The sequence below is a fragment of the Streptomyces sp. NPDC088197 genome (assembly GCF_044741185.1).
GTDB lineage: Bacteria > Actinomycetota > Actinomycetes > Streptomycetales > Streptomycetaceae > Actinacidiphila.
This window is the reverse complement of the sequence record NZ_JBIUSD010000005.1, coordinates 178384-194536: the sequence shown is the minus strand read 5'-3', so window position 1 is coordinate 194536 and position 16153 is coordinate 178384. Positions and strand designations below refer to the sequence as shown.

Annotated in this window: 16 protein-coding genes; 6 read left to right on the top strand and 10 right to left on the bottom strand. The window is 68.8% G+C overall.

Annotated features, from left to right (window positions below):
- Window positions 1-165: 165 nt before the first annotated feature.
- The 7 genes from ACIOC1_RS15250 to ACIOC1_RS15220 form a co-directional block, all read right to left on the bottom strand.
- Window positions 166-1680: an endo-1,4-beta-xylanase gene (locus ACIOC1_RS15250; protein ID WP_401854535.1), complete on the bottom strand. Its 1515-nt coding sequence runs from the start codon at window positions 1678-1680 to the stop codon at window positions 166-168.
- A 673-nt stretch (window positions 1681-2353) separates the two neighbouring features.
- Window positions 2354-2842: a universal stress protein gene (locus ACIOC1_RS15245; RefSeq protein ID WP_401854533.1), complete on the bottom strand. Its 489-nt coding sequence runs from the start codon at window positions 2840-2842 to the stop codon at window positions 2354-2356.
- Window positions 2843-2967: 125 nt separating this feature from the next.
- Window positions 2968-3945, bottom strand: coding sequence for a carbamate kinase (locus ACIOC1_RS15240; RefSeq protein ID WP_401854531.1), 978 nt, complete (start codon window positions 3943-3945; stop codon window positions 2968-2970).
- A complete protein-coding gene (gene argF, locus ACIOC1_RS15235; protein WP_391047961.1) occupies window positions 3938-4960 on the bottom strand; it encodes an ornithine carbamoyltransferase in 1023 nt (340 codons plus the stop codon). The genes ACIOC1_RS15240 and argF overlap by 8 nt, the downstream gene beginning before the upstream one ends.
- A 55-nt stretch (window positions 4961-5015) precedes the next feature.
- Window positions 5016-6335, bottom strand: a complete 1320-nt coding sequence (locus tag ACIOC1_RS15230) for an arginine deiminase (protein ID WP_391047958.1) — start codon at window positions 6333-6335, stop codon at window positions 5016-5018.
- A complete protein-coding gene (locus tag ACIOC1_RS15225) occupies window positions 6332-7819 on the bottom strand; it encodes an APC family permease (protein ID WP_401854529.1) in 1488 nt (495 codons plus the stop codon). Before ACIOC1_RS15225 ends, ACIOC1_RS15230 begins: the two co-directional genes overlap by 4 nt.
- Before the next feature lie 94 nt (window positions 7820-7913).
- A complete protein-coding gene (locus ACIOC1_RS15220) occupies window positions 7914-8771 on the bottom strand; it encodes an SPFH domain-containing protein (protein ID WP_391047955.1) in 858 nt (285 codons plus the stop codon).
- Between the two features lie 337 nt (window positions 8772-9108).
- Between ACIOC1_RS15220 and ACIOC1_RS15215 the strand changes: the two genes are divergently transcribed.
- Entirely contained in the window at window positions 9109-9642 is a 534-nt protein-coding gene (locus ACIOC1_RS15215) for a universal stress protein (protein ID WP_401854527.1), read from the top strand.
- The gene (locus tag ACIOC1_RS15210; protein ID WP_401854897.1) at window positions 9548-10150 is read left to right on the top strand and encodes a helix-turn-helix domain-containing protein; all 603 of its coding nucleotides are present in this window, start codon (window positions 9548-9550) and stop codon (window positions 10148-10150) included. The genes ACIOC1_RS15215 and ACIOC1_RS15210 overlap by 95 nt, the downstream gene beginning before the upstream one ends.
- Here the strand turns inward: ACIOC1_RS15210 and ACIOC1_RS15205 are convergent.
- On the bottom strand, window positions 10041-10526 hold the full coding sequence (locus ACIOC1_RS15205) for a hypothetical protein (protein ID WP_401854525.1): 486 nt from the start codon (window positions 10524-10526) through the stop codon (window positions 10041-10043). The two genes, ACIOC1_RS15210 and ACIOC1_RS15205, sit on opposite strands and share 110 nt — an antisense overlap.
- Before the next feature lie 594 nt (window positions 10527-11120).
- Between ACIOC1_RS15205 and ACIOC1_RS15200 the strand changes: the two genes are divergently transcribed.
- The 4 genes from ACIOC1_RS15200 (at window position 11121) to ACIOC1_RS15185 (ending at window position 14552) form a co-directional block, all read left to right on the top strand.
- On the top strand, window positions 11121-11813 hold the full coding sequence (locus ACIOC1_RS15200; RefSeq protein WP_401854523.1) for a PRC-barrel domain-containing protein: 693 nt from the start codon (window positions 11121-11123) through the stop codon (window positions 11811-11813).
- Window positions 11814-12094: 281 nt separating this feature from the next.
- Entirely contained in the window at window positions 12095-12898 is an 804-nt protein-coding gene (locus ACIOC1_RS15195) for an alpha/beta fold hydrolase (RefSeq protein WP_401854522.1), read from the top strand.
- Complete coding sequence (locus ACIOC1_RS15190; protein WP_401854521.1) at window positions 12898-14202, top strand: PP2C family protein-serine/threonine phosphatase; 1305 nt, start codon at window positions 12898-12900, stop codon at window positions 14200-14202. The genes ACIOC1_RS15195 and ACIOC1_RS15190 overlap by 1 nt, the downstream gene beginning before the upstream one ends.
- Window positions 14199-14552 (top strand): anti-sigma factor antagonist, encoded by a 354-nt coding sequence (locus ACIOC1_RS15185; protein ID WP_391047940.1) that lies wholly within the window; start codon window positions 14199-14201, stop codon window positions 14550-14552. Before ACIOC1_RS15190 ends, ACIOC1_RS15185 begins: the two co-directional genes overlap by 4 nt.
- Before the next feature lie 88 nt (window positions 14553-14640).
- Here ACIOC1_RS15185 and ACIOC1_RS15180 read toward each other — a convergent pair whose 3' ends face one another.
- Together ACIOC1_RS15180 and ACIOC1_RS15175 are read right to left on the bottom strand one after the other, a co-directional pair.
- Window positions 14641-14841, bottom strand: a complete 201-nt coding sequence (locus ACIOC1_RS15180; RefSeq protein ID WP_401854518.1) for a hypothetical protein — start codon at window positions 14839-14841, stop codon at window positions 14641-14643.
- 108 nt (window positions 14842-14949) lie between these two features.
- Window positions 14950-16140 (bottom strand): MFS transporter, encoded by a 1191-nt coding sequence (locus ACIOC1_RS15175; protein ID WP_401854516.1) that lies wholly within the window; start codon window positions 16138-16140, stop codon window positions 14950-14952.
- Between the last annotated feature and the right edge of the window lie 13 nt (window positions 16141-16153).

Genomic DNA, 16153 nt, shown 5'->3' with positions numbered 1-16153 from the left:
GCCACCGGGCCTAGGTTCTGTCCGGCGGATCACGAATGGCCCCTTCGGCGACCGCGCTCCGGGCGCCGCGCGGGCCCCCGTCCGTCCACGCGACGGGACGTCTTCCGGCGCGGCCCCATGGCGCCGGAAGACGTCCCTCACCTCATCGGATGAAGCGGGGCGCGATCAGTTGCCGGCCCATGTCCATTTCTGGTTGCTGCCGCCGGAGCAGGAGTACATCTGGATCTGGGTGCCGTTGGCGGTCCCGGTGCCGACCGCGTCCAGGCAGAGTCCCGACTGGGTGCTGGCGATGGAGCCGTCGGAGTTCAGGCGCCACTTCTGGTTGGCGCCGCCCCAGCAGGAGTAGATCTGCGCCTTGACGCCGTTGCTGGTGCCGGCCGCGTCCAGGCACTTGCCGAGGGATTTGAGTTCGCCGTCCGACGTCAAGGTCCATTTCTGGTTGCTGCCGCCGGAGCAGTCCCACAACTGGACCTGCGTGCCGTCGGTCGTCGTGGAGTTGGGCACGTCCAGGCACCGCCCCGAACCCGTCCCCTTGATCTGACCGTTGCTTCCGCCGCCCGGCGGGGTCGTGGGAGGAGTGGTCGGAGGTGTGGTGGGAGGCGTGGTGGGAGGCGTGGTCGTGCCACCTCCGGCCGCGTTGAGAGCGTTCAGGACGGCTGTGTACGCGGCCTTCTTGTTGCCGCTGCTGTCGAACAGCAACGGCGTGTCCTGGCTGCGCCACGAGTCGCTGTCCCGGACGCCCCATACCGTCATGCCGAGGCAACGCGAGACCGCCAGGCAGTCGTTGGTGATGTTGGCGTACGTGGTCGGCGACGCGCCCTGGACGTCCAGCTCGGTGATGGCCACGTCGACGCCGAGAGCGGCGAAGCTCTGGAGCGTGGTACGGAAGTTGCTGTTGTACGGGCTGCCGCTGTTGAAGTGGGACTGGAAGCCGACGCAGTCGATCGGAACGCCGCGGGCCTTGAAGTCCTTGACCATGTTGTAGACGCCCTGTGTCTTGGCGTCGTTCCAGTTCTCGATGTTGTAGTCGTTGTAACAGAGCTTCACGTTCGGATCGGCCGCCCGCGCCGTCCGGAAGGCGACCTCGATCCAGTCGTTGCCGGTGCGCTGGAGGTTGGAGTCGCGTCGTCCACCGGAACCGCCGTCGGCGAACGCCTCGTTCACCACGTCCCACTGCGCGAGCTTGCCCTTGTAGTGACCTACCACGCCGTTGATGTGGTTGATCATCGCCTGGCGCAGCGCGCTGCCGCTGAGGGACTGCATCCAGCCCGGCTGCTGGCTGTGCCAGGCCAAGGTGTGGCCGCGTACCTGCTTGCCGTGTTGTACGGCCCAGTTGTAGACCTGATCGCCGCCGTTGAAGTTGAACTGGCCCTGCTGGGGCTCGGTGGCGTCGATCTTCATCTCGTTCTCGGCCGTCACCATGTTGAACTCGCGGTCGGCGATCGTCGTGTAGGCCGAGTCGCCGAGCTTGCCCGAGGAGATGGCGGTGCCGAAGTACCGCCCGCTCTGCGCGGCTGCCGCGCCGAGGGACGTCGCGGCGGCGCCCGAGGGAGCCGCCGCCATCAGGACCGCCGTGGCCGCCACGACCGAGCCGGTCGCGACGGCGACGACGGCCCGGTGGACACGGCTGAGCCGTCGTCGGGTCCCGGGCGGGGGTGGGGGTATGGCCTTTGTGCTCATCGCAGAGCCTCCGTAACCGATTCACAGAACGTGGGGGGACACGCGGGACACGCCCGCGGATTCGTAGGCGTCGACCGTTCCGGCTCCACCGAGTCGGCAGGGCCGTCGCCTCGGGGACTCAGTGTGGAAACGCCCGCGAAACGTGTCAACACTTTCGGAGAAGTTTCGGAAACTATTGCTGGTCGAGGTAATGGCTGCACGACTTCTGAGCACGTCCGAGGCACCGAAAGTTTCGATCCCATGGGTCACCTCGCCGCGCTCGCGCAGCCGCGCCAGATGTTCCGGTCCCACCGGGCCGGGTGCGCACGGCAACGAGTAGCCGCACCGCAGGCGGCAGCCCGTACACGTCGAGGCCGGTGAAGCTCCTGCGGCGCTGCCGCCCCCGCGCCCCGGCAGAATGGAGTTGGGGCTCGGGCATCCTCCGGGCCTGGGCTTCAGCAACGTCGTTCTCCCGAGCCCTGGCTTTCGCGATCGAGGCGAGCTGCGCCTCGTACGCCCGCGGGTCTGACATCTGCAGGCCCCGCCCTGTTCGGGCGAACCAACGCAGATCGGCGAGCCGTCCTGGATAGTCCCGGTCACCGGGGCTGAGCCCGCGCCAGTTCGGGAAGCTGGTGCCGGTTCTGCGGCGTGCGGGCGCGGTTGATCGAGGTGGGATCACCTGCTTCCTGCGAGGTCATTCGTCGGCCGGGTCGCTGGTCGCGACCGGCTGCGGAACGACTACGACGGGGCAGGACGCGTGTTGGACGCAGTGCTGGCTGACGGAACCGAGCAGGACGCCGGCGAGGGTGCCGTGTCCCCGGGTTCCCACCACCAGCAGCCGGGCGTCGCGTGCGGCGTCAGTGAGGATTTGTGCCGGGTGCCCCTCCACCGAGTGGGTTGCCACCTGGACCATGCTGCCGTTCTGGTTCTTCACGACGCGCGCGACGGTTTCTTCCAGGCATTTCTCGGCCGAAATGGCGAAGTTTCCGCCGTCGGGCATGGACGGCAGGTAGCCCCAGGAGTATCCGTACATGCTGGGGTATTGCCATGCGGCGACCGCCGAGAGCGACGCCCCCACCTGTCGGGCGTACTCCATCGCCCAGTGCAGCGCGGCCTCGGACCCGGGGGAGGCGTCCACTCCCACGACGATCCGGTCGGTCTGGTCCACGGGCAGATCTTTCATCGGAACTCCTGCTGATCGTTTGCGTTCGGATCTCAAGCTCGGGTCTCAAGCTCGGACCTCAAGCTCGAATTGTGCGGGTCATGCCCTTTGTTCGGTCTCAGCCGACCGTCCGCTCTTCCTTCGAGTCACCCGTCCACCGAGGCGCGGCGGCCACCGTTTCGGGAATGCGCGTCCACTTGTCCGAGCCGGTGTTCGGCGATGGTGGTCCCGGCGCTGCCGTTCAGGACCGCGGCGGCCTGGGACAGCGAGCCGATGGCCGTTTTCCGGCCGGTCGCGGTGACGAATCGGGCGCAGGCGGTGAGTTTGGGGCCCATGGAGCCGTCAGGGACGGATATCCGGCTCATGTCGTCCACATTGATCCGCCTGCGCAGCATCGCCTGGGGTGTGCCGAAGTGTTCCATCACGCCCGGCACGTCCGTGAGGACGAGCAGCCGGTCGGCGTTCACCTTGATGGCGATCAGCGCCGCGGTGAAGTCCTTGTCGACGACGGCCTCCACGCCGTGGATCCGTCCGGCGTCGTCTTCGGTGACCGGTACTCCGCCGCCGCCACCGCAGATGATCACGGACTGCTGCCTGAGCAAGTGGGTGATGGTGCCCTGTTCGAGGACGCGCTGCGGGTGGGGCGAGGACACGACGCGTCGCCAGCGTCCGCCGTCGGGGGCGATGTCCCAGCCGTGGAGTTCGGCGAGCAGGCGGGCCTGCGGCTGGTCGTAGACCGGTCCGACGAACTTCGTCGGTCTGGCGAAGGCCGGGTCCTCCGCGTCCACGACCGTTTGGGTCACGATGCTGAGGATCGGCTTGGTCACCCCGGCGTTGCGCAGTTCCTGGACCAGCCAGTAGCCGATCATTCCCTGGGTCTGGGCGACGAGTACGTCCAGCGGGTAGGGGCGCGTCAACGAGGTGTCGCTCTCGCTTTCGAGCGCGAGCATGCCGACCTGCGGTCCGTTTCCGTGGCAGATGACCAGTTCGTTCTCGGCGGCGAGCGGGGCGAGGGCCTCAGCCGCGGCGCGGATGTGACCGATCTGGAGCGCGGCATCGGGCTTCTCGCCACGACGCAGGAGCGCGTTGCCGCCGAGGGCGACGACGATGCGCACCTCAGTCACCCAGCGCGGCGACGAGGACGGCCTTGATGGTGTGCAGGCGGTTCTCCGCCTGGTCGAAGACGATCGATCGAGCGGATTCGAAGACCTCGTCGGTGACCTCGGCGCCGGTGAGCCCGTACTGGTCGTTGAGGCGCTGACCGAGTGGTGTGCTGCTGTCGTGGACCGAGGGCAGGCAGTGCAGGAACTTGGTGTCGGGCTTGCCGGAGCCGAGCACGACCTTCTCGGTGACGCGGTACGGCAGGAGCAGCGGAATGCGCGTCTTCCACTGCTCGTCGGACTCGCCCATGCTGACCCACACATCGGTGTAGACGAAGTCGGCGCCCGCTGTGGCCTGCTCGACGTCCTCGGTCACCAGGACGCGCGCGCCACTGTTCGTGGCGAGGTTCCGGGCGGTGGCGATGACGTCGTCGGGGGGCCACAGTTCGCGCGGCGCCGCGATCCGCACATCCATGCCCAGCAGGGCGCCGGTGACGAGAAGCGAACGGGCGACGTTGTTGCGGCCGTCCCCGAGGAAGCAGTACGCGATCTGCCACATGGGGCCGGGGTGGTGCTCGGTCATGGTGAGCACGTCGGCCAGCGTCTGGGTCGGGTGCCAGGAGTCGGTGAGCCCGTTCCATACGGGGACGCCGGCATGGTCGGCGAGCTGCTCCACGGTGTCCTGGGCGAAACCGCGGAACTCTATGCCGTCGAACATCCGGCCCAGCACCCGCGCCGTGTCGCGTACCGACTCCTCACGACCGATGTGGGAGCCCTCGGGCCCGAGGTAGGTGACATGGGCGCCTTGCTGGTGTGCGGCGACCTCGAATGCGCAGCGGGTGCGGGTGGAGCTCTTCTCAAAGACCAGCGCGATGTTCCGGCCTGCCAGCGCGGGCCGTTCGGTGCCGCCGGCCCTGTCGCGCTTGAGCTGCGCCGCGCGCGTGATCAGCGCGAGGAACTGCTGCTTGTCGAGGTCGGTCTCCTTCAGGAGCGAACCGGGATGCCGAAAGGCGGTGGTCGGGGCGGTGGTCGTCGTCATGGGGCGGACCTCGTTTCTGAGCGGTACGGCGGCGTGCGGGCGGGGCGGAGGCGGTTCAGATGCCGTCGCGCTGAGTGGGACAGGTCATGCACCGGGCTCCGCCGCGGCCTCGGCCCAGCTCGCTGCCGGGGATGCTGATGACCTCGATGCCGTTGTCGCGCAGCATGCTGTTGGTGACGGTGTTGCGTTCGTAGCCGACGACGATGCCGGGGGCGATGGTGAGGAAATTGTTGGCGTCGTCCCACTGCTCGCGCTCGGCGGCTCGCGCGTCCTCCTCGGCGGACAGGACGCGTAGTTTCTCGATGCCCAAGGCGTCGGCGATGGTGGCGAAGAGGTCGTCGCGCTGCTCCACGTGCAGCGCCGCGGTGTCGTGCTCGACGACCTCGTGCGGGTCGGCCGGCTCGATCACCCAGGTGCGCATGTCCTTCGGGTCGAGGTTGGGGTAGCGGACGAAGGTGTCCGTGTCGATCATGGTCAGGACGGTGTCCAGGTGCATGAACGCGTGGGACTTCGGGAGCTGCACGGCGATGACGGTGGTGGCCTGACCGGTCCGGAAGAGCTCTCGGGCCAGGATTTCCACGCCCATGGGGGTGGAGCGCTCTCCCATTCCGATCAGGACGGCGCCTCGCCCCAGGACGTGGATGTCACCGCCTTCCAAGGTGGCCGGCTGGTGATTGCTGTCGTCGTCTCCGTAGTAGCGGGGAAACGTGCGGTCGGCGAAGAGCGGATGGAAGTCGTACACAGCCCTGCTGTGCAGCGATTCGCGCTGCCGGGCGGACTTGGCCATCGGGTTGATGGTGACGCCGCCGTATATCCAGGCGGAGTTGTCGCGTTGGAAGAGCGTGTTGGGCAAGGGCGCCAGTACGAAGTCGTCGGGGTCCAGGGTCTGCCAGCGCAGGCTGCGTACCCGCAGCGGTGACAGGTCCGTGCGAGTGACGCCCCCGATGAGCAGCTCGGCCAGTGTCGCGGCGTCGGTGTCGTCGGCGAGCGCCCGCAACGGGGCTGCCAGGGTGGGTCCGACCTGCTCGGCCGTGCAGACGCGGTCCAGCACGAACGCCCGGGCCTCGGGGAGGGCCAGTGTTTCGGCGAGCAGTACGTCGAAATGGTGCACGGTGACGAAGCGGTCGCGGAGGGCCTGGGTGAACGCGTCGTGTTCTTCGCGGGCTCTGGCAGCCCACAGCACGTCGTCGAAGAGCAGTTGGTCGCAGTTGCCGGGAGTCAGGCGGCTGAGTTCCAGCCCGGGACGGTGGACAACGGCTTCACGCAGTTGGCCGACTTCGGAGTGGACTCCCGGCGTGCGGGTCGACCTGGTCTGCCCGGCGGCTCGGTCGGCGGGGCGCTCGGCGGCGGGAACAGCTTGTGTCGGTCGCGTCATGACGGGATCTCCCCGGTGTCGGTGGTGCGGGTGGCGGGTGCCGGGGTGAGCCGACTGCCCACCGGGGTCTCAGGGACCTCGGGAAGGGCGGCGCTGTCGAAGGGCACGACGAGGCTCTCGCCGTACTCGCCCCGCCCCGACTTCAGCCAGATGTAGACGGGCAGACCCAGCAGGACGCAGAACAGGCCGTAGTAGACGGCCTGGTACCCGCTGCCGGCCAGCGACCAGAAGGAGAAGACGAGGGCGACCGCGGAGACTCCGCAGTCGCGGACCAGGTGCTGCCAGTGGGTCTGCCGGCCGCGCGTGAGGAGCCAGTACAACTGCGCGGCCGCGCTGAACAGATAGGGGATGACGGCGGTGACCACGGAGAGCAGGACGAGCGTGGTGAAGACCTTCTCGAAGCGCGTGTAGCTGACCACGGTCAGGACCGAGGCGAGGAGGGTCGAGCTGATGATGCCGAACGCGGGTATGCCGCGTCGGCCGCGGGCGAACACCGCCGGGAACAGGCGGTCCTTCGCGGCTGCCATGGGCATTTCGCCGACGACCAGGGTCCAGCCGATCAGAGCGCCCAGGCCGGAGATGATCGCCGCGACGGCGACGGTCTGGCCGGCCCAACGGCCGCCGAAGATGGCGTCGGCCGAGTCGGTGAACGGCGCTGTGGACTTCTGCAGGGCGGCGTTGGAGACCGTGCCGAACACGGTGACCGTGCCCAGGATGTACACCACGGCGCAGCCGATGGTGCCCAGCACCGTGGCCCGTCCGACATTGCGCCGAGGGTCACGTACGCGGCCGGCCACCACCGAGGCGGTCTCGATGCCGATGTAGCTGAACAGCGCGATGGCCGCGGCGGCCGAGATCGCTGCGGTCGCCGAGGTGCCGGTCGGGTTGAGCGGCCCGAAGTTGTGGGCCTTGATGAACAGCAGCCCGACGGTGGCCATGAACAGCAGGGGAATGAATTTGAGCACGGTCGTGACGTTCTGCGTGATGGCGATGTTCCGCACCCCGGAGAGATTGATGACCGCGGGTATCCACAGACCCGCCATGGCGATCACGACGGACCAGAGCTTGGCGTGCCCGGTGTTCCAGAAGACCTCGACGTATCCGACCCACGCGACGACGATCGCGGCGTTGCCGGCCCAGGCGGTGATCCAGTAGGACCACGCGTTGAGGAAGCCGCCGAAGTCCCCGAAGGCGTCTCTGGCGTAGACATACGGGCCGCCGGAACCCGGCACTCTCTTCGACAGCGACCCGAAGGTGAACGCCAGCGCCAGAGCGCCTACGGTGACCAGGACGAACGCGACCAGACTGATCGGGCCGTACGGCGCCAAGGCACTCGGCAGCGCGAAGACTCCCGTGCCGATCACCGATCCGATGACCAGTGCGGTGGCCGTCGGCAGTCCGAACTGCCGCTTCTTCGCTGTCTTCTGCGTACTCGTCGGGTGCGAGGTTTCTCCGGACGCCTCATCGTGCACCTGCGTACTCAACTGAGTTCCTCCTCGCCTCTGTTCACGACGGCCCACGCTGGGGGCTCGGCAGCGGCAGTCCGGCGGTCCACGTCGGGCTGCCGCTACCGGTCGATCACACCGATGCGTTGGCGTTGGAGCCGTTCAGTACGGGGACGGGGACGGTCTTCACCATGCCGGTCGGCGGTACGGGGGCCGCGGCGGCTGCCTTCTCACGGGCGAGGAAGGATCCGAGCTCGCCGATGGTGCTCATGAGGGGGGCGGGGAAGACCACGGTCGTGTTCTTGTCGACGCCTATCTCGACCAGGCTCTGCAAGTTGCGGAGCTGGAGCGCCAGCGGGTGGTCCATCATGATGTCCGAGGCGTCGCCGAGCGCGGCGGCGGCCATCGACTCGCCTTCGGCGTTGATGATCTTCGCTCGCTTCTCCCGCTCGGCTTCCGCCTGGCGGGCCATCGCGCGCTTCATGCTGTCGGGCAGTTGGATGTCCTTGAGTTCGACCAGGGTGACCTCGACGCCCCATTCGGTGGTCGTCACATCGAGGATTTCGCGGATGTCCAGATTGATCCGGTCAGTTTCCGACAGCGTCTGGTCGAGGGTGTTCTGGCCGACGACCTTGCGCAGGGTCGTCTGCGCTATCTGATTGATCGCCGTGTTCACGTTCTCTATCGCGATCACCGATTTCACGGCGTCCGCCACTCGGAAATAGGCGACGGCCGACACATCGACGCTCACATTGTCCCGGGTGATGATGCCCTGGGACTGGATGGGCATGGTGACCGTCCGCAGCGACACCCGGTGCAGGACATCGACGAACGGAACGATGAACCGCAGCCCCGGCGGACGAGCACCGACCAGCCGCCCGAACCGGAACAGAACTCCCTGCTCGTACTGCTTGATCACCTTGACCGCCATGGCGATGGCCACGATGGCCAGGATGACCACGATGACGAGAAGGAAAATCAGAAGTGCCATTGCGTTGCTCCTCAGAAAGGATGGCGGATTCCTGGTCCAGGACATATCGACCGGCAGGACCGCGGGCAGTGCGTGACGGGCGGAGAGGATGTGACCGGTGGAGGTCGTATCAGCAGCCCTCAGACGCTCCCGTTCGTCCAACTCGTCTGTGCCGTCCTGTAGTTCATATCCGCATCGTCGCCGCGCCAGATCGTCGTCGGTAGGGCCGGGTGGTCCCTCCTCTCCGGCTCAGCGGCCCCCTGCGTCCACCGGATTCTCCTGAGGACTGGCCGCAAATCCATTTCGGAGAGCCGGTCGGCCCTTGGCCGCCGTACTGGCGCCGCACCATCGTGGAGTTATGAGAATCCAAGAGACCAACCTGAGGGAATTTTCCGGAGCGCGGCCGATCGTCGTCGGGGTGAACGGTTCCCGTGCGTCCCTTGCCGCCTTGCGATGGGCCGTGGCGGAAGCGGAGGCACGCAAGGTGCCCCTGGTGACGGTGCACGCCTGGGAGCCGTCGGTACGTCGGCGTGCGCCGTATGCCACCGTGGCGGAGCGCCGTACACCGGCCGAGGACCGGGAGTCCGGGCAGAGGCTGGTCCAAGTCGCGGTGGCCGCAGTCCGGATGGCCCATCCGGGCGCCGACGTGCGGGCGGTGCTGGCCGAGGGGCCGCCGGTCGCGGTACTCCTGCGCTACAGCGACGACGCTCTGCTTCTGACGCTCGGGCAGAGCCTGTACAGGGACGGCTCGCCGACCGAACTCGGGCCGGTGACCCGCGCGTGCGTCAGGGAATCCCATTGCCCCGTCGTTACGGTTCCGGAGCTCCGCACCACAGCCCGGCACAGCGAACTCCCGCCCGTGGCCCCCGTGGCGACGGCCTTGGCCGGCTGACCTCCTGCGACCGCGGCGCGAGCAGTTCGGGCTGAGTCGCGAGGAGGTCGCCGGACGGGCTGGTTCCGCGGGTGGCTACCTCCAGTTTGTGGAGGAGGAGGCCGCTGTGCCCGGCGTCACGTTCCTGCCGCGGTTGGCGAACGCGCTGGAGACGAGGGTCGCGGAGCTGGTTGCGCAGGGCAATGTGTCGTTCAGAACCGCACCGGACGCGCTGCCCGCACAGGCGGCGGGCACGGATACCGCATTCGAGGCGGATCACCATCGTGCCCAGGCGGGTCACCGGTCGCAGGATCGCCGTGCGGCAGAATCCCGCCGCGGCGGGGTCGTCAGGAAAACCGCGGTGAGACGCGCCGTCGGGGGACCGGTTCGTCCGCTTGCGACCTCAACGCCGGACAGGGTCAATCGCGGCGGACGGGGACGGTCGGGAGACCATGGAGTACGGAGCGGACCGAGTCGCCGTCGCACGGGGCGAACAGGGCCGACAACCCCGCGTTCAGGCGGACGCTGACGGAGCGTTCGGAGACTCCGAGCCGCTGCGAGGCGTCGGCGCAGCTCTGGTCACCGATCAGCACCAGCGCCAGCTCCACCCGGTCGAGCGCGACTGACGCCGTTTCGGGGCACCGGTCCCTTATGTGGGGGACGTGAGGTGGGACAGGTGAAGAGCGCGTCCGATGCGTTGTGATGACGGAGTCCGGTGCGGCGAGCACTTCGGCCATGGCGGCTTCGACCACGACCGGATCGTCCGTCATCAGGGCTGACAGGGCGTGGATGGCGATCAGGTGGCGGTCGCACCAGATGATGATCGAGCGTCGGCGGGCGAGGAGTCGCTCGGTTTCGCGGTTCCGGGTGGAAGCGGCGGCCGGCTTCGTTCTGCGCAGAGTCACTGCGGACCTCTTTTCGAAGCGCGGGTCCCGGTCACCGGGCGCGGGCGCTGAATTGAGCACGAGTTGAGCGAACCTGCGGAAGGAATGCCGCGCGGTGCCGCGCTCCGGTCACGCGGTGCCCGGGCACTGGTGCGGAGCCTGTGGCGAGGCATGCGGCCCGGTTACGCGAGTGGAGGCAACCACGCCAACAGCGCAGTCCGGAGGCGACAGGGCCGGTCCGGAAGCTCGCTCGGAAGCACTCGGATGGTCGGGCGATGGATCATCGTCTCACTCGCCTCAGGTACGTCCGTATCGACTGTGCGGTATGCCGCTGGGGTCACGGACGTCACGGCAACTGTAGCGGCGTTCGACCACGTCGACCATGGCCCGAGGTGATAATCCCATCGGACGCATCCATCCGCGACGGTGGATCGACGGGAACTGCCGAGCAGGACCCTTCGGCCCCCGGAAGGGCCGTTCGGCATCTGCGCGGACCGCGGGAGCGCGGGACAGACTGCGCAGCGGGGCCGGACGTACGACGTACGCAACCGACCGCCCCGGCGCCCGCACTGATGTCACTGGGCGTCCGCACACGATGCGGAACGAGGAAAAGCCATGACACTCACGACGAGGCCCTTCACCATCGGCGCAGAAGTCTCCGACGAGGACGGCGCCTTCGGGGTCCTGCGCCGGGTGGTCGTCGACCCGGTCGCCAGAACCCTCACTCACCTGGTGATCGAGCCCAAGTACCACCACGCGGCCGGCCGCCTCGTACCTGTCGGTCTGATCGACCAGTCCGCCGCACGGATCGCACTGCACTGCACCACGGCCGAGTTCGAGGCTCTGTCGAGCGCCGACGAGAAGCATTTTGTGCCCGCACCGGACAATGAGTGGGGCTATGCGGGCGGCGAGATTTTCGCTCTCCCCTACTACGGACTCGGTATGGGGACAGGCGCGGTCGCCATGAGGCCGGTTCTCCCGGTTCCGGGGCCGCGCCTCATCACGCGGGACCGTATTCCCACCGGCGAGGTGGAGATCCGCCGGGGTGACGCCGTGCACGCGACCGACGGTGAGATCGGCCGGGTCCAGGGCCTGGCCGTGGACACCGGTGACTACCACGTCAGCCATGTGCTGCTGGACGAGGGCCACTTGTGGGGAAAGCGACGCGTCGCGATCCCCATCGACGCGGTCGTCAGCGTCACCGGCGACGTCCGGCTCAGCTTGACCAAGGACGAGGTACGCGACCTGCCGCCGGTCGACCTCGCCCATGACGCCACACCGAGCGTCGCCGACGGAGCCCCTGTCTGAGCCGCAGGGGGGCAAGCCTCCGCTGACGGCACGGCACGAGCCGCGACCCTGTGTCGACGTCTCGGCTCCTGCGGTGCCCTCAGGCGTTCACGCGGACCAATGGCTGCTCTCGCCCCTGACGGCCAGGGAACAGCAGAGCGGCCGATCCGGGCGGAACGGGATCGGAGCCCCCCTTCGCACGGCGCTCCGCCGGACGGCGGTGATGGAAGCCGCGGCCCGCAGTCCGCCACGGCCTCGGGCCGCTGCCCGGGGTGGGGCGGGGGGATGGGAAACTGGCGGGTATGGATATCCGTCGCAGGAACAACGTCACCGTCACCGGCTGTGCAGACGGGCCGGTGCTCCTGCTGGCGCACGGGTTCGGCTGTGACCAGAACATGTGGCGCACGGTGGTTCCCGCATTGGCTGAGAGCTACCGGGTGGTGCTCTTCGACTACGTGGGTTCCGGCCGGGCGGACCCGTCGGCCTGGGACGAGCGGCGTTACAGCTCCCTGGAGGGCTACGCGCGGGACGTACTGGAAGTCTGCGAGGAGCTGGACCTGCGGGACGCGACGTTCGTGGGGCACTCGGTCAGCGCGATGGTCGGGGTGCTCGCCGCGGCGAAGGCCCCGCGGCGTCTGTCCCGGCTGGTGATGGTCGCGCCGTCGCCCTGCTACATCGACGACGACGGTTACCGGGGCGGGTTCAGCGCCGAGGACATCGACGAGCTGCTGGAGTCGCTGGAGTCGAACTATCTGGGCTGGTCGGCGGCGATGGCCCCGGTCATCATGGGCAACGCGGACCGCCCGGAACTCGGCCAGGAGCTGACCGCCTCGTTCTGCGCGACCGACCCGGACATGGCTCGCGTCTTCGCCCGCACGACGTTCCTGTCCGACAGCCGCGAGGACCTGAAGACGGTCACGGCGCCGACGCTGGTCCTTGAATGCAGGCAGGACGTGATCGCGCCCCGGGAGGTCGGCGCCTACGTCCACGCGGCGATCCCCGGCAGCCGCCTGGTCACGCTGGAGGCGACGGGTCACTGCCCGCAGCTGAGCGCGCCGCAGGCCACCGCGGGCGCGATCATCGAGTTCGTCGGGACAAGCCGGTGATGTGCAGGACCGACCAGGCGCCCGAGCCGGGCGAGGAGCAGGACGTGGACACCACGGACGCGGTGTTCACCTCACTGCTGGAGGACAGCGCGGAAGAGCTGTACGAGCAGGCCCCGTGCGGATATCTGTCGACGCTGATGGACGGCACCATCGCGAGGATCAACACCACCCTGCTGGACTGGCTGGGCATGGACCGTGCGCAGGTGGTGGGGCGGATGCGGTTCACCGATCTGCTCACTGTGGGGGGCAAGCTCTATCACGAGACGCACTTCGCGCCGCTGTTGCAGATGAAGGGCGAGGTCAGCGGCATCGCCCTGGACATCAGGGCCGCCGGAAAGGCGCGGATGCCGGTATTGGTCACCTCGAAGGTGAAGACCAGCGAGGACGGTGAGCCCCTGCTGATCCGCACCACCGTTTTCGACGCCCGCGACCGCCGCGCCTACGAGGCGGAGTTGCTGCGCGGCCGCGAGGAGGCTGAGGAAGCCCACCGGCAGGCCGAAGCGGACCGCCGGCGCGCGGAGGCTGATCGCGTCCGGCTCCAGGAGGCGCTCGCCGTTCTCCAGCAGAGCCTGCTGCCCTCGCAGCTGCCCACGATCCCGGGCCTGGAGGCCGGTTCCTATTACCACACGGCATCCCCGGATCTGCTGGGCGGAGACTTCTACGACCTGTTCCCCCTGGACTGCGGCCGGTGGGCGTTCTTCCTCGGGGACGTGTGCGGCAAGGGGCCCCAAGCCGCCGCGGTCACCTCACTGGCCCGCTACACCCTGCGCGCCGCCGCCCTGCACGATGCCGACCCGGTCACCGTCCTCACCACCCTGAACACGGTGCTGCACGAGCGGTACGCCAGCGGCGAGGGCCGCTACTGCACCGCCGTCTTCGGAGTCCTGGAAACCGATGAGGGCCACGTCGGCGTGCACCTGGCTTCCGGCGGACACCCCTCCGCGGTGATCCAGCGCGCGGACGGCAGCACCGACTGGGTTCCCACTCCGGGCGGCCTGCTCGTCGGCGTCCTGCCGCAGGCCCCGTTCACGGCCGCCCGCGCCGATCTGCTGCCCGGCGACACCCTGCTCCTGTACACCGACGGCCTGACCGAGGCCCGCACCGGGCCGGACCGTGAACTGTACGGCGAGGACGCTCTGTGTGCTTTCATCGCCGCCCAGCCGCCGACGGGCCCGCAGGCTCTCATCACCGCCCTGAGCGGGCTGCTCGCCTCCTTCGGCGACGGGCTCGACGACGACACCGCCCTGCTCGCCCTCGGCATGCCCGCCCCGCTTCCCACCACCGCGAGTGACGAGCTGACATGAACCCTCTGACGATCACCGCCCGAGCCACCGCCACCGGTCCCGTCCTGGAGATCACCGGTGACCTCGACTACGCGACGGCACCCGAACTGCGCAGGGCCGTAGACGGCCTGGCGGTCGCCGCGGGGCAACTGCTGGTCCTTGACCTGGCCGGCCTGGACTTCTGCGACTCCAGCGGGATCAGCGCTCTGCTGTCGGTTCGGAGTCTGGCTATCGAACACGGCGGCGACATGACCCTCGCCGCGGTTCCCGCGAACACCGCCCGCATCCTGGGCATCATCGGCCTGGACCAGGTTTTCACCATCCACCCGGACGCCACGACGGCCACCGCCCGCGACTCCGCCGCCAGTTGATCCTGCTCCGGACAGCGTCAGCCAAGGGGGTCAGCGTCCGGGTGGCCGCGCTATGCCGCCTCCGCCAACCCCGCTGCTGCGCGCTCCATTACTTGCCGCCTGCCTGCTCCAGGGCGGCCGCGTAGGCGTACAGCGCGGCAATGACCGTGGCGCGGTCGGCGGGGTCGAGACCGCGCATGACGCGTTCCCGGGCAGAGGCGCTGCCGGAAAGCCATTCGCCGATCGGTGCGGCGTAGGCGGGGGCGATGGCGACGATGCGGCGGGGGAGTTGGACGGCGACGCCGCCCACGCCACCCGCCGCACCGGTGATCAGAACGTTGACTGGTGGGTGCGGCCGCCAGCGGCCGGGCGGGCAGGGAGACCCGCTCGGCCCGGGTACCGCAGCTGGGACGGGGAATCAGGCGTTGATCGAGGCTTCGTGTCCGGCGTCCTTCGCCGATGTCCGTGTCCGCGGCAGGACGAGATAGGTCAGGGCCAGTCCGATCAGGCTCAGGACCGCGCCCGCCAGGCCGGTCCACCGCAGAGCACCGGCGGCGACGATCGCGCCGCCGATGACCGAGCCGGCTGCCGCACCGAGGTTGAAGGCGCCCACGTTGACGGAGACCGCCAGGCTCGGCGCGGCGCCCGCGTGGTGCAGGATCAGTCCCTGTAGCGGGGCGATGGTCGCGGTGGCGAACAGACCGAGTACCAGGACTGCCGCCACGGCGGTGGGCTGCCACACCACGGCGAACGGGATGAGCGAGAGCGTCGCCGCGAGCCCGCCGAAGACCCCGCGTACGGTGGCGCTCATCGACTTGTCGGTCAGCTTTCCGGCGGTGAGGTTGCCGAGAAAACTACCCGCGCCGTAGGCGAGCAGCAGGCCGGAGACCGCGTCGGCGGAGAAACCGGAGACCCGGGTCAGCAGCGGCGCGATGTAGGTGAACAGTGTGGCGACCCCGGAAAAGCCCACCGCGGTGGTGGCGATGGCGAGCATGACCGGCCGACGGGTCACCACGCGTATCTCGTCACGTAACCGCGTGGACGGGGCTTCCTGACGGGGCAGTACGGCGGCCAGGAGCACGGTGCCCACCAGGGACAGAACGGTCAGCGCGGCGAATGGAGCCCGCCATCCGGCGCTTTGCCCGAGCAGTGCCCCCAGGGGCACTCCGAGGAGCGTGGCCACGGTGAAGCCGGAGGCCACGGTGGCGATGGCCGAGCCCGTCTTCTCGGCCGGGACCACCCGAACCGCCGTCACCAGCGCCAGCGCCAGGAAAGCGGCGTGACTCAGCGAGGACACCACGCGGCCCACCAGGAGCAGGCCGAAGGACGGCGCCACCGCGCTCGTCGCACTGCCCGCCGCGAACAGCAGCATCAGCCCGATGGCGAGGCCCTTGCGCGGCAGACGCGAGGTCAGCAGGGCCATGAGCGGCCCTCCGACCACGACTCCGAGCGCGTATGCGGTCACTGCTTGTCCGGCGGTTCCCACGGAGACGTCCAGATCCTCGCCGACCTGGGGCAGCAACCCGGCGATCAGGTACTCCGAGGTACCCACGACGAAGACGCTTACGCACAGTGCGGCGAGCGTCGCGAAACCCTTGTTCACCTTCATGCCGCAGACGCTA

What these genes read in the sequence shown, in the direction of transcription:
- ACIOC1_RS15220 (WP_391047955.1), bottom strand. Translation starts at nt 8,771, where the DNA reads ATGGCACTTCTGATTTTCCTTCTCGTCATCGTGGTCATCCTGGCCATC.
- ACIOC1_RS15190 (WP_401854521.1), top strand. Translation starts at nt 12,898, where the DNA reads ATGTGCAGGACCGACCAGGCGCCCGAGCCGGGCGAGGAGCAGGACGTG.
- ACIOC1_RS15185 (WP_391047940.1), top strand. Translation starts at nt 14,199, where the DNA reads ATGAACCCTCTGACGATCACCGCCCGAGCCACCGCCACCGGTCCCGTC.
- ACIOC1_RS15230 (WP_391047958.1), bottom strand. Translation starts at nt 6,335, where the DNA reads ATGACGCGACCGACACAAGCTGTTCCCGCCGCCGAGCGCCCCGCCGAC.
- ACIOC1_RS15250 (WP_401854535.1), bottom strand. Translation starts at nt 1,680, where the DNA reads ATGAGCACAAAGGCCATACCCCCACCCCCGCCCGGGACCCGACGACGG.
- ACIOC1_RS15215 (WP_401854527.1), top strand. Translation starts at nt 9,109, where the DNA reads ATGAGAATCCAAGAGACCAACCTGAGGGAATTTTCCGGAGCGCGGCCG.
- ACIOC1_RS15175 (WP_401854516.1), bottom strand. Translation starts at nt 16,140, where the DNA reads ATGAAGGTGAACAAGGGTTTCGCGACGCTCGCCGCACTGTGCGTAAGC.
- ACIOC1_RS15195 (WP_401854522.1), top strand. Translation starts at nt 12,095, where the DNA reads ATGGATATCCGTCGCAGGAACAACGTCACCGTCACCGGCTGTGCAGAC.
- ACIOC1_RS15245 (WP_401854533.1), bottom strand. Translation starts at nt 2,842, where the DNA reads ATGAAAGATCTGCCCGTGGACCAGACCGACCGGATCGTCGTGGGAGTG.
- argF (WP_391047961.1), bottom strand. Translation starts at nt 4,960, where the DNA reads ATGACGACGACCACCGCCCCGACCACCGCCTTTCGGCATCCCGGTTCG.
- ACIOC1_RS15200 (WP_401854523.1), top strand. Translation starts at nt 11,121, where the DNA reads ATGACACTCACGACGAGGCCCTTCACCATCGGCGCAGAAGTCTCCGAC.